The organism is Shewanella sp. SM95 (assembly GCF_025653595.1).
In the GTDB taxonomy this organism is placed as follows: domain Bacteria; phylum Pseudomonadota; class Gammaproteobacteria; order Enterobacterales; family Shewanellaceae; genus Shewanella; species Shewanella oncorhynchi.
In genome coordinates, this window is the sequence record NZ_JAKKSE010000002.1 from 329176 (window position 1) to 342719 (window position 13544).

Genomic DNA, 13544 nt, shown 5'->3' on the forward strand with positions numbered 1-13544 from the left:
ATCAGTCCATTAAACCTGTTGGATATGATTCAAAATGCGTTTTTCCGATATCGGATAAGCCGTGCCTAACACCTGCGCAAAACAGGAAACACGATACTCTTCAATCATCCAGCGCGCTTCAATTAACGCGGGCGGTGTCGGCTGCGATCGTGGCACTTTCGCCAATTGTGCATTCAATGCTTCCTGCACCTTGTTAATGCTCTGCATATGCAAACGGTCACGAGTCGGATCGACAGGCAACTTCTCGACACGGATTTCAATCGCTTTTAAGTAACGCGCCACATCGACTAAACGATTCCAACCGCAGGATTCAACAAACCCTTTAAAAACTAATTTGTCTAATTGGCTTTGAATATCACTCATAGCAAAAGCGATATCTAAGCTAATTTTGCCCTTGAGACGCTTTTTAATGCTCTGGTATAAGGTCAAAATCTGCTCAACCTTCAGGGCAATTTGCTCTGCGGTCGGGTTGAGTTCTTGGCGAACCCAGTCCTTTGCCTGCTCAAATTGGGTTTGATTACGCACATCGAGGGCTTTTTCATCCAACAATTGCTGCACAGCGGCGGCAATAATGTCATCAATCAAGATTTGCACTTGACCGAAGGGATTGAAATACATCGCCAATTTCGCCTTATTCGGCAAAGCTTGCTGTAAGTGTTTCACCGGTGATGGAATGTTTAGCAGCAATAAGCGTCGCAGACCTTGGCGATGGGCATCTAAGGCTTCAAATTCGTCATCAAATAATTTGATCGCAACACTGTCTTTTTTATCGATCAGCGCCGGAAACGCCCGCACTTGATAATTGCCTTTTTGCTGCTGATATTGCTTGGGTAAATCGCCGAAGGACCACTCAGTTAACGCTTCTTGCTCTATACCTTTATCCGCCACCTGACGAATGGCTTTCGCCACCACGCCCTGCAACTCGGCTTTTAAGGTATCGAGCACCCGACCTTCGGCGACTAAGTTGTGTTTATCGTCTTCGATTTTAAAGTTCATCTGCAAATGCGCGGGCAGTTGCGTTAAATCAAAATCTTCCGGCGATATACGCGTGCCACTCATGCGCAATAATTGCTTGCACATGGCCTCAAGCAAACTGGCACTAAAAGGCACCATGGCCTGCACACAAGCGCGGGCATAGTCAGGCGCGGGCACAAAGTTACGTCGTAAACTCTTAGGCAAAGATTTGATCAGAGCGATGCACTTTTCTTCCCTTAGCCCTGCCACTAGCCAATCAAAATCGCTATCGTCGATTTGATTAAGCAGCGCCACCGGAATGTGAACCGACACGCCGTCATCCGCCGCCGCGGGTTCAAAGTGATAACTTAGCTGTAGGCGCAAATTGCCCTTGTGCCACGTATCGGGGAAATCCAAGGTCGAGATATGGTCGGCATTGCGCTGCATTAACAGTGCTTTGCTGAAATCGAGTAAATCCGGTTGCTCGCGCTTGGCCTTCTTCCACCAGCCAAAAAACAGCTGCGCGTTGTAAATCCCTTCAGGGATCCGCGGCTCGTAAAAATCCACTAACACTTGCTCGTCCACCAAAATATCGCGGCGACGGGATTTATGTTCGAGTGATTCAATGTCTTCGAGCAGCTTTTGGTTAGCGACAAAAAACGCTTCTTGGGTCTGTAACTGCCCTTCTGCCAAAGCGCTGCGGATAAAAATCTCACGCGCTTCAACAGGATCGATGGGGCCGTATTGCACTTTACGACGGTGCACAACCGTCAAACCGTAGAGCACTTGATTCTCAAGGGCGATAACGCTGCCAGGTTTTGCCTCAAAATGGGGCTCCACATAGCTTTTCTTGATCAAATGCGCCGCTAAGGGCTCTAGCCATTCGGGTTCGATTTTGGCGCAGCAGCGAGCAAATAAGCGTGAGGTTTCGGTAAGCTCAGCGGCCATGATCCACTTAGGGCCTTTTTTGGCCAGTGGCGAACCAGGGAATACAAAAAACTTACGATTACGGGCACCTAAGTACTCGTTATTGTTATCTTTAAAACCCACATGGCTCAATAAGCCCGATAAGAGCGCGCGGTGCAAGCTGTCGTAATTGGCTGGTGTATCGTTTAAGCGCCACTTTAAATCGTGCACGGCTTGCTTAAGCTGGGCGTATAAATCCTGCCACTCGCGCACGCGCAAATAGGCTAAATATTCATCGCGGCACTTTTTACGAAACTGACTAGCAGATAACTCTTTTTGTTGATCTTTTAAGTGCTGCCACAGGTTTATCCAACTGACGAAATCGGAACTGGGATCGGCAAAACGGCGATGGGCTTCATCACTGGCTTGCTTCTTCTCCATCGGACGCTCGCGGGGATCTTGAATCGACAAGCCCGCGGCAATCACTAGCACTTCGTTTAAACAACCTAACTGCTGACTCTCGACCACCATACGCGCCAAACGCGGATCCACAGGAATTTGCGCCAAGTTGCGCCCAAGTGGCGTCAGCACTAGCTTGCCGTGTTTGCTCTCAACCGCTTGTAATTCTTCGAGCAACAGGAAACCATCGCGGATATGGCGTGGATCGGGTGGCTCGATAAAGGGGAAACCGGCGATATCACCTAGGCCGATGGCCAGCATTTGCAAAATGACCGAAGCCAAGTTAGTGCGCAAGATTTCAGGATCGGTAAAGGCCGGACGATTATTAAAATCCGCCTCATCGTACAAACGAATACAGATACCCGGCCCTACACGTCCACAACGGCCTTGACGCTGATTGGCGCTCGCCTGCGAGATAGGTTCAATCGGTAAGCGTTGCACCTTAGTCCGATAGCTATAGCGGCTGATACGCGCCGTACCTGGGTCGATAACGTAGCGAATGCCCGGCACAGTCAGCGAGGTTTCCGCCACGTTGGTCGCTAATACAATCCGCCGACCTCTGTGACTACTGAAGACTTTAGACTGCTCACCGTAAGATAAACGCGCGTACAGCGGCAAAATTTCGGTATCGCGGTAATTACGCCGACTTAATTGTTCGGCCGTATCGCGAATTTCCCGCTCGCCGTTCATAAAGATCAGAATGTCACCCAGCCCTTCGGCCACCAGCTCATCGACGGCGGCAAAAATGCCTTCGATTTGATCTAAATCGGCATCGCTATCTTGCACTAAGGGTCGGTAACGGGTTTCGACCGGAAAGGTACGGCCCGACACTTCGATAATAGGCGCATTATTAAAATGCTTAGAAAAACGCTCAACGTCTATGGTCGCCGACGTGATAATAACTTTGAGATCGGGGCGTCTTTTGAGAATTTGTTTGAGGTAGCCCAGAATAAAATCGATGTTGAGGCTGCGCTCGTGGGCCTCATCTATGATGATGGTATCGTATTGATCGAGATTGCGATCGGAGGTTAATTCCGCCAGTAAAATACCGTCGGTCATCAACTTGATATAAGAGTCACTCTTAAGCGCATCGGCAAAACGCACTTTAAAGCCAACCACTTCACCGAGCGGACTTTGTAATTCTTCGGCGACTCGGCTCGCCACACTGCGGGCTGCTAAACGTCGTGGCTGGGTGTGGCCTATCATGCCACGGCAACCTAGGCCTAATTCCAAACATATTTTAGGTAACTGGGTCGTTTTACCCGAGCCCGTTTCACCAGCGATGATCACCACTTGATTGCCCGCAATCGCGCGTGCAATATCATCGCGCATCAAGGAAACGGGCAGGTTTTCAGGATAGTGGATTTTAGGCCGAGCGTTACGGCGCTGCTCAACCTTCTCAAACGCCGCCTGCGCTTGCTCGCTCAGCTGAGCTAAGACTTGGGTCTTTTTATCTGAGTCGGCTTCTTTATTGAGCTTAAATAAACGACGACGGATCCGCGACGCGTCGCTCTGATAACAAAGATTAAGAAAGGCGTTCGATAGCGGATGTTTGTCTGAGTTCAAATCCAAATTCCATTGCTAGCATCAAAAACGGCGATCCTAGCAAGGAAAGTGGCGTAATGGTATTGCTAATTTACTCTGCACTCAGTATATGGCGTGTCAGTTTCGCACTGGCTCGACTTAGATTAAACCGGTGACAGATAACATTGTTGCATATAGATATTCATGGCTTTGAGCACATTGGTGCGATTAATCGTGCCAATTACTTTGCCATGTTCAACCACTGGATACACTTTAGGTTTAGGCCCTAGCATTTGTTCGGCGAGCTGCAAAATACTGTCATCTGGCCCAACGAACAGCACTTCAGTTCGCATGCAATCCTTCACCACTGAGGTCATATCACAGTGATAGCTACTTTTGATCATCACAGCCAAACAATCCTGCTGGGATAAAAAGCCCACCAAATCGCCCGCATCATCAACCACTGCTGCGCCCATTTTATTATTATCTAACAGCTTTTCGACCGCAGTCGCGAGCGACATATTAGCGCGCAGCAACACGGGCTGGCGATCCATATGGTCGCGGATTTTAATTAAGTCCATAGTCTTTCCCTCGAATTAACCCTACGTTTGTAGTCTAGTCAAAATATCGGCAAGAATGTGCGATTTATATCGATTGGGCTTATCTAGTGCATAATACCAATCACATTAAATATCTAATCAGTTCAGAGCCTCACAGGCATCTCAATCCAAGGCGCATTGACGCAGAAATGGTTATTCCCTTTTAAGTCTATGCAACACGGGAGTGGGATGCCTGTGTGGCTCCCGAAGGGCGGGTTTCAACGCGCTTTATACTGCGTTTAAGGCTGTCGACAGAGCACCACTATGCCTTCATGCCTTCGCCTTGTCTAAAGCGCGTTGAACTCCCGCTGAATGAACAGATATTTAATACGATTGGTATAATCCAATGTCAACAAGAGCTAACAGGACAAAAATAGCGTCAACAAAGGCTGCCAGAAATAGCGACTTAGAGTTAACTGAAGCGAACACTACAAACTGAAATCAGGCAAGTATCCGATTGAGCTTCAATGGCGGCAGATAATACCATCAGTCTTCGGTGATCATGTTACTTGTCATTCCAACGCGTTTTAATTCGCTATTGATACAAGCTATAAGTCGATATAAAAGCGATAACCCACACCGGGCTCAGTCCGCACATACTGAGGTTCACTCGGGGAGTCGCCTAATTTTTGCCTTAAGTGACTGACCACAATTCGTAGATAATGTGTGTCTTCTGTATGAGCGGGCCCCCAAATTTCTTTGAGCAACTGAGTCTGAGTGACAACGCAGTTAGGTGACGACGCCAATTTAGACAATACTGCGTATTCCTTGGGTGTAAGTTCGACAATTTGATGATCAACTTTAACCAGCCTGCGACTTAAATCAATCTGCAACTTGCCATCATCTAATATGGGTAATTTTTCAGGTTTGATATGGTCCCTTAAAATCGCCCGCACCCTTGCCAGTAACTCTTCCACACTAAAGGGTTTGGTCACATAATCCTGCGCGCCTGCATCTAATGCTGCGACTTTTTCTTTATCTTGATTGCGAACCGACAATACAATCACAGCAACATCGGACCATCCCCGTAACTCCTGTAGCACTTGATGACCTTCCATATCCGGCAAGCCTAAATCCAAAATAACTAATTCAGGTTGCTGTCGAGCGACAGTTGCGAGCCCTTGCTGACCATTTTCAGCTTCGGTAACGTCATAGCCCTCACTGGTGAGTGCAATCCGCAGCATGCGGCGTATTTGGGTCTCATCATCGATAACCACGATTTTTATTGCCACGTCTCTAGTCCATTCTGTGGTTTATTAAGGATATTTTGGCTAAAAATGATTAGCCAGGAACGGGATAGTCTAACGGCAATTCAACTTCAAAACGAGTGCCTTGCCCCTGTAGGCAATCGGTAACGCGAACACTACCGCCGTGTGCAGCTATCATGCCTTTACAAATAGCCAGCCCCATACCTGTATTCTGTTTTTTCTGATCGCCATCGGCAACCACATAAAACATATCGAAAATTTGATCCCTATGACTTGCAGGGATCCCCGGCCCTCTGTCTTCTATTGCAATACAACAGCGATGATTTGAGATGGATAATTCAATACTAATAGGCTCTTCTGGTGGTGAAAATCGAACAGCATTTTCAAGAATGTTAAATAGTCCTTGTTCGATCAGCGCCGCATGCACAAAGAGGAGTGGGGGTTCTTTTTCTCTGTGATATTCAACGATTGCATTAGGGAAATAGCGTTTAAGCCTGCCAAGTACGCTGCCAATAATGTCATCTGCCGAAACCCAATCACGCTCTATGCTCAAAGTGCCATGACCCAGGCGTGTCATATCGAGTAGATTTTGGATATAGCTGTCCAAGCGACGGCTTTCTTGCAAAATAGTATCAAGTAGCTCGTTACGGTCGGCCTCTAGCAATTGTTTGTTCAATAGTTTTAAGCTCTCCGCCGCCCCCATCATGGCTGAGAGTGGTGATTTTAGATCGTGAGACACTGACGATAATAATGCGGAACGTAACTGCTCAATTTCTGTTTTCACCCGTGCTGATTCAAGATCTGACACTAACTGAATACGCCGCCATGTATTAGCGCCTTGCTGTAACATGGCCAGAATAAGCTCTCTATCAAACGGACTGAGTTCGTTGACTGTGGGTTGCCAATCTAAAATCGCCGCGCCAATTGTCGTACCTTCAAGTTCAATGGGGAACACACTCACACCCGATGCGCTCAAGGTATCGCTCAAACGCCCCGCAGCTTGCCCATGGCGCAAGGTCCAATCGATTGCGGCTAAATCAAGGTCGTTAAATGGCGTATTCAGCAGCGGTAAATAGGATCGCTGACCGTCTTTACGCTGCAAAACAATATAACAATCGGCATTCACTGAACCAGCAATCTTGCGCCCTATCGTTTGCCAAAGGGCTTTTTCATCATCGGCGACCGATAATTCTTGGGCAACATCTTTTAAGGTTTCAGCATAACGATTTGACTCACGCAGTAAAATAAACTGATTTCGGATCCGAGATGCCGCAGGGCCACTGATAAGCCCTATACACATCAAAAAGATTAAAGTGGCAATATCATCCTGACTATTTACATTCATAGTAAATTTGGGATCAGTAAGAAAAAAATTAAAGCTGAAAAAAGACCACACCGCAGTTGCCATGGCAGGCCTAGCGCCATAGGTTAAACCAATGCTGACAATCAAGAAAACATATAACAACACCAGATTGCCATTACTGAGCCAAGTATCTAAAAATGCCACCAGCGGAAAAATAACCACCACGCCAATCAACCCAAGAATATGGCCTCGAAGATCACCAAAACTGGCTTTAGGCGTAATGGGATCTCGTACTTGCATTTGGTTTTCGGGTGCGTGATAGACACTCACCTCAACAGGTAAACCAGACTCAATCAAGCGCTGATACAGCCTTTTACGCCACCAAGGATAGGTGCGTTTCACACCCGCGCCGACTAATACTGTGTTAATTCGATGCAGGGCTATGTAAGGTAAAATGGCCTGATAACTGCTTGTGTCGCGTAATACTTCAGTCTGCGCGCCAAGTTCCTTCGCTAAGGCAAAGGCCTCATTTAGCCTTTTCCGCTGATAAAGGCCCAGCGCTTTGCCGGTATCGACCCAAAGCACTAACCAAGGAATTTGCCGCCGCTCGGCAATCTGCCGACCTATACGGATCAAATACTGATGATCACTGCTGTTACTCACTAAAACCAACAATCTGTCTTTGAGAACAAAATCTGTTCCCTGTGCTTTGGCATCGAGTTCACAAATCAGTTTTGCATCGACTCGCTCTATGACTTTTTTCATTGCTAATTCGCGCAGTGCAGTCAAATTCGAGACCGAAAAAAAAGCATCTAAAGCCGAGCGAGCATACTCTGGCAGATAAACTTTGCCTTGCTGTAAGCGTTCGATGAGTGTTGATGGCGGTAAATCGACAAATATAATTTCATGGGCTTCATCAAGGAAGCGATCGGGGACGGTTTCCCGTACCCGCACTTGAGTAATTTGCAAAACCAGATCATTCAAACTGACCAAATGTTGGATATTGACTGTGGTATAGACATCAATGCCCGCAGCCAATAATTCTGCGACGTCTTGATAGCGCCGTTTATGACGACTACCGGGGACATTCGTGTGGGCCAACTCATCGACTAAGATAAGCTTAGGCCGACGAAGCAGCGCCGCATCCAGATCGAATTCCGTTAAACGATTATGATGATAATCAATGGGTTTACGTGCCAATACCTCAAAACCCGCTACCATGGCCTCGGTATCGGCACGCCCATGGGTTTCCACCAGTCCAACCAGCAAATCGATACCTTGCTGGGCCATTTCCCTTGCCGCACTTAGCATTGCATAGGTCTTGCCCACGCCTGGTGCCGCCCCAAGAAAAACCGTCAGTTTACCTTTATCATTTTGCTGTATCTGACTTAAGAGCGCATTGGCTTGCTGTGTTTGACTGATTGGTACCACGATTAGAAACTCCTTGAAAGACTCACTATCCAGCGCGCATCACACAGGGACTGGCACTGACTCTGCGATAAATCCGTATCGACATAACCGACACTCAACACATCCTGCTCAGTCATATTGAGGTTCAGCCCAACTCGCCAATCTAAATAGTGGCTATTGCTTGCGGCCATAGAACCTAAAAACAGTGCCATATCTTGCTGAGAAGCAAAAAAATTGCTCCCAAGATGCAGTACTAGACTTACATTAGAGAACAGTTGCGGCTCATAACTCGCATAAACATACTGAAAATCGTCCACATTCTCGCCAAAATAATCAGGAGAATAAACCAGCCCTAACTTAGCATCGGCGTAGCTTACCACAGCATAAATTTCGTTATAACTCAGGTCGGTATCGTCCTGAGAGTATTGGTAACGTATCACGCCTAGGTCCGTTGTTAAGCCATTATCCCAATCTTTAGCCCAGCCAGCGGACAAGTCGAGTTCTAAACTTCCATCCCCAAATTCGATGTTACTGCCCCAAAGCGAGCCATACCAGCCAGAATCATGGCTTAGGGTATACCCTGCTTGAACTGCAGGTCCTTCATCAGTTTGAGAAATACCGCGAAACGCATAATCACTGATGAGCATCACACTCCCTTGGCTCTGCCAAGAGGCATTGCCCCCATGAGTCTCAGTGCTGGCAAGCGCGCCCATAGAGAGTGAAGATAATGCCATCATCACACCCGCACAGAGGCGTGAACAAGGAGCAGACTTAATCGGTAACATAAAAATTTATCCTTAAATTCAGTAGAATATTGTTTTATTGAGCGTGTTTAGCAATCTGGTCGAGAGCGAGGTTGAGCTTGAGCTTGAGCACATTGACGCGCGCTTGCCCAAAAATGCCCCACTGCGGTGGTTCGATAAATTGCGCCACTAAGGTCAACACTTGTGGTTCGGCTAACTGTCGAGCCTGAGCCACGCGCGCGACTTGCAGTTTGGCTGCTGCGGGTGAAATATGAGGATCCAGTCCCGCCCCCGATGTGGCGAGTAAATCCACTGGAATATCAGCGGCCTGAACAGATTCTCTGGCTTGGATTTCTTGGCTTGTTGCCATCACACGTTCACGTAACGCCGGGTTACTCGGCGCAAGATTACTACCACCTGTCGCCATAGGATCGTAACCGACAGCGCTCGGCCGACTAAAAAAATAGGCCGGATTAACAAAGGGCTGAGCGATGAACTCAGACCCCATAGCGACATTATCCCTGTGGATCACACTGCCCTTAGCTTGTACGGGAAATAAAGCGCCACCGAGCTGAGTCACAGTGCCGGTATAGACAACGCCACACACAAATAACAGGGCGAGACTGGCTCTCAATCCCATAACGGCATGCTGGGTTTTAGTGGTATATACGATTGAATTCATTACTGTCTCCTAGAGCATAAGTGCAATGATTGAGTCGAGTGCTTTAATGCCGACAAAGGGTAAAATCACCCCACCTAAGCCATAAATCAGCATGTTATTTCGCAGTAATTTTTCGGCACTTATGGGTCTGAGCTTGATGCCTTTTAATGCCAATGGAATTAAGGCGGGAATGATAAGAGCGTTAAATACGAGTGCTGCGAGTACGGCTGAGGTTGGGCTGTGAAGCTGCATCAGATCCAGTGCACCAATCGCAGGCAAAGCCCCCGCAAATACCGCTGGAATAATGGCAAAATATTTAGCCACATCATTAGAGAGGGAAAATGTAGTCAAGGCGCCGCGGGTGATCAGCAATTGTTTTCCGACTTCAACGATAGCCAGTAATTTAGTGGGATCTGAATCCAAGTCCACCATATTGCCAGCTTCTTTAGCGGCTTGGGTACCTGAGTTCATCGCAAGACCTACATCGGCCTGCGCTAATGCCGGCGCATCGTTAGTACCATCCCCCACCATAGCCACTAATCGACCTTTGGCCTGCTCTGCGCGAATAAGGGCAAGTTTATCCTCAGGTTTAGCTTCAGCGACAAAATCATCAACCCCAGCTTCGGCGGCAATCACGCCAGCCGTTAGCGGATTATCCCCTGTCACCATGATGGTCCGTACACCGAGCGCTCTTAAACGGGCAAACCGCTCCGCAACGCCTGGCTTAATCACGTCACTTAAGGCTATAACCCCTAAAATGTGCGTGCCACTGGCGACGACTAAGGGAGTCCCCCCCTGCAAAGCCACTTTGCGGATAAGCGCGTTAACAGATTCAGGCCAGTGAATTTGATGCTGCTGCGCCCAAAACTGCATCGCATCGCCAGCGCCTTTAATGCCTTGAATACCATCGGTTAAAATCACCCCAGAAACCCGAGTCTCCGGCGTAAATGGGATAAAAGTTGCATCCGTAGGTTTGACGGGCAATACCGCGCCCAAATCTATGGCCAATTTGAGTACAGATTTCCCTTCAGGGGTGGGGTCATCGAGGGAAGAAAGCACCGCCGCATCACGCAACATCTCAGCTGCAATGCCTTTCACGGGTAAAAATGCGGTCGCTTGACGATCACCGAAAGTGATAGTGCCAGTTTTATCCAGCAGTAACGTATCGATATCCCCCGCAACTTCCACGGCTTTACCCGATTTAGCGACCACATTGGCGGCTAAGGCGCGGTTCATGCCTGCAATACCAATAGCGGGTAACAAGCCACCAATTGTCGTTGGGATTAAACACACTAACAGCGCAATTAACATAGTGTAATCAAGGCTTGCACCGACGAAACCCGCCATGGGTGGCAAAGTCACCACCACGATCAGGAAAACCGCAGTCAATGATGCAAGTAGCACAGTCAACGCCGTTTCGTTCGGTGTTTTCTGACGCTTCGCCCCTTCGACCAGCCCAATCATGCGATCTAAGAAGCTATTCCCAGGATCGTTAGCAACCAGCACAGTAATTTCACCCGTAAGTACCTTAGTGCCGCCAATCACACCGGAATGATCTGTGCCCGCTTCACGCAGCACAGCCGCAGATTCACCGGTAATCGCCGATTCATTGATAGTGGCTATCCCTTCGATGATTTCACCATCGGCAGGAATATAATCACCCTGTAAAACCTTCACCTTATCGCCTTTGACAAGCAAAGTTGCGGATACTGATTCCAACTCACCGTGGCGTATGCGCCGAGCCTGCAAGGCCTCTTTCGCCGACTTTAAGCTAGCAGCTTGTCCGCGCCCCCTTGCCTCTGCCACGGATTCCGCAAAGTTAGAAAACCACACGGTAAGCAAAAGAATAAGGGTCGTGGCTAGCTCAAAACCAACAGTCTCGCCATTGAAGAACTTTTGTCCTGTGATCAAAGCGGCAAGTAAAGCGCCGACCATCACTACGAACATCACAGGGTTACCAGCCATACTCACTAAGGACATTTTCTTTACAGCACCAAAGGCAGCTTGCTTCACGCCGGCGCTATCTAATATTTGAGCAGGTTTATGCATGACTATTTCTCCAGACTCATAGTGGCAAGTTCTAAAGCTTCGCCAATAGGCCCTAATACCGCCGCAGGTAAGAAAGACAGGAAGTTAATGATTAAAATCACAGCAATAAGGGTGAAACAAAAGGTGGGACTCTCGAGCTTCAAGCTCGCGTTACTGTCGGGGCTCACTCTTTTACTCGACATCATCCCCGCAATCGCCAGCGGTAAAAACAGTGGCAAGTATCGACCAAGCAGTAAGGCGATAACGCAGCTGATATTCCACCAAGGCGTGTTATCACCTAAGCCTTCAAAACCCGAACCGTTATTAGCAAAAGCGGAGGTATATTCATAAAAGACTTGCGAAATCCCATGAAAGCCGGGGTTGCTGTTGCCCGTAATACTCGGGATAGCCACAGTGATCGCCGTCAAACCTAAGACGCACAAGGTAGGTAAAACTAATAGACTTCCCAAAAGAGTGATTTCACGGGTTTCGAGCTTACGACCAAATATCTCTGGCGTACGGCCAATCATCAATCCCGATAAGAACACAGCAATCCACACATAAACGATAAAGTTAACAAAACCGCAGCCAATACCGCCCCATATCGCATTGAGTAACATGCCTGATCGCGTCATCAATCCCCCTATTGGATTGAAGGAATCGTGCATGGCATTGACCGAACCGTTAGAGGTTTGTGTGGTAAAAGAAGCCCATAGCGCCGATAGCTCAGGTCCAAAACGAACTTCTTTACCTTCCATATTAGGCCCTTGGGCGCTTAACCCCGCAAAGGCAGCGTTGGGTTGCAACTCGCTGTACACAGTTGCCCCAAGAAAACTGACGCTCAATAGACCCATAGCCACCAAAGCCATCAAGGTAAATTTTTTGCGTCTTAGCATTCCGCCAGCCATAAAGACGACGGCCATAGGGATCAGCACTAAGGCAATGGTCTCGATTGCATTACTGACTGGCGTTGGGTTTTCTAGCGGGTTACTGCTGTTGGGGCCATACCAGCCTCCGCCATTAGTACCTAACTGCTTAATGGCCACCATAGATGCTACGGGGCCGATCGGAACGACCTGCTCAGAGATAGGTGATGCAGAATCTAAGGTGTTCACTTTTTGCGCACCGTCAAAACTACTCGGTACGCCTTGCCAAGTCAGTAACAGCGCAACAATAGCGGCTAATGGCAGCATAAGTCTGAGTACACCGCGCACTAGGTCAACATAATAGTTACCCAGATTTCGAGCCTCGCCCTCTTTGGCGCTGTCATTATTCAACCCGCCTAACATTCCCCGCAAAATCGCCACACAAACCGCCAGCGCCATGGCTGGAGTGACAAATTGCAGCGTGACAATGACAAATCCTTGGGATAAATAACTGAGCTGAGCCTGCCCGGAATAGTGCTGTTGATTGGTATTGGTGAGGAATGACACCGCAGTGTGTAAAGCCAGATCCCAAGATAATGGTCCTATGCCATCGGGGTTAAGCGGTAACACATGTTGGAATTTAAGGATAAGAAACGCCAAAATGCCAAGTACCAAGTTGCTGATAAGAAACGCCGCACCATAGGATTTCCATGTCATCCCCGAATGGGCATTTACGCCTATAGCCCGATAAATCCACTTTTCAATGGGATTAAATAAACGATCTGAAAAATGGGACTGACCAGAGAAAACTCCTGTCATATAGGATCCCAACAGCCATGCGAGCCCAAGCGCAGTAGTAAAAATAAGGGTAATTTCAAACATA

9 protein-coding genes are annotated in these 13544 nt (G+C 48.0%); 1 reads left to right on the top strand and 8 read right to left on the bottom strand.

Going from position 1 to position 13544, the window contains the following annotated elements:
* Window positions 1-9: 9 nt before the first annotated feature.
* Window positions 10-3885, bottom strand: a complete 3876-nt coding sequence (gene hrpA / locus L5M29_RS04240; RefSeq protein ID WP_411569030.1) for an ATP-dependent RNA helicase HrpA — start codon at window positions 3883-3885, stop codon at window positions 10-12.
* A gap of 122 nt (window positions 3886-4007) precedes the next feature.
* Entirely contained in the window at window positions 4008-4424 is a 417-nt protein-coding gene (locus tag L5M29_RS04245; protein ID WP_006081403.1) for a CBS domain-containing protein, read from the bottom strand.
* A 215-nt stretch (window positions 4425-4639) separates the two neighbouring features.
* Between L5M29_RS04245 and L5M29_RS04250 the strand changes: the two genes are divergently transcribed.
* Window positions 4640-4819: a hypothetical protein gene (locus L5M29_RS04250; protein ID WP_113939545.1), complete on the top strand. Its 180-nt coding sequence runs from the start codon at window positions 4640-4642 to the stop codon at window positions 4817-4819.
* A gap of 171 nt (window positions 4820-4990) precedes the next feature.
* On the opposite strand, the gene L5M29_RS04255 is transcribed toward L5M29_RS04250, so the two are convergent.
* The 6 genes from L5M29_RS04255 to kdpA are packed head-to-tail and all read right to left on the bottom strand — an operon-like array spanning window position 4991 to window position 13543.
* Complete coding sequence (locus tag L5M29_RS04255; protein WP_263166404.1) at window positions 4991-5674, bottom strand: response regulator; 684 nt, start codon at window positions 5672-5674, stop codon at window positions 4991-4993.
* Between the two features lie 49 nt (window positions 5675-5723).
* Window positions 5724-8384, bottom strand: coding sequence for a sensor histidine kinase (locus L5M29_RS04260; RefSeq protein WP_263166406.1), 2661 nt, complete (start codon window positions 8382-8384; stop codon window positions 5724-5726).
* Between the two features lie 2 nt (window positions 8385-8386).
* Window positions 8387-9148: a TorF family putative porin gene (locus tag L5M29_RS04265; RefSeq protein WP_263166409.1), complete on the bottom strand. Its 762-nt coding sequence runs from the start codon at window positions 9146-9148 to the stop codon at window positions 8387-8389.
* Between the two features lie 34 nt (window positions 9149-9182).
* Window positions 9183-9788 carry a potassium-transporting ATPase subunit KdpC gene (kdpC, locus tag L5M29_RS04270; protein WP_263166411.1) on the bottom strand — a complete coding sequence of 202 codons (606 nt, stop codon included), beginning with the start codon at window positions 9786-9788 and terminating at the stop codon, window positions 9183-9185.
* Between the two features lie 9 nt (window positions 9789-9797).
* Window positions 9798-11816 (bottom strand): potassium-transporting ATPase subunit KdpB, encoded by a 2019-nt coding sequence (gene kdpB / locus L5M29_RS04275; RefSeq protein ID WP_131525163.1) that lies wholly within the window; start codon window positions 11814-11816, stop codon window positions 9798-9800.
* Window positions 11817-11818: 2 nt separating this feature from the next.
* A complete protein-coding gene (gene kdpA / locus L5M29_RS04280) occupies window positions 11819-13543 on the bottom strand; it encodes a potassium-transporting ATPase subunit KdpA (RefSeq protein ID WP_263166414.1) in 1725 nt (574 codons plus the stop codon).
* Between the last annotated feature and the right edge of the window lies 1 nt (window position 13544).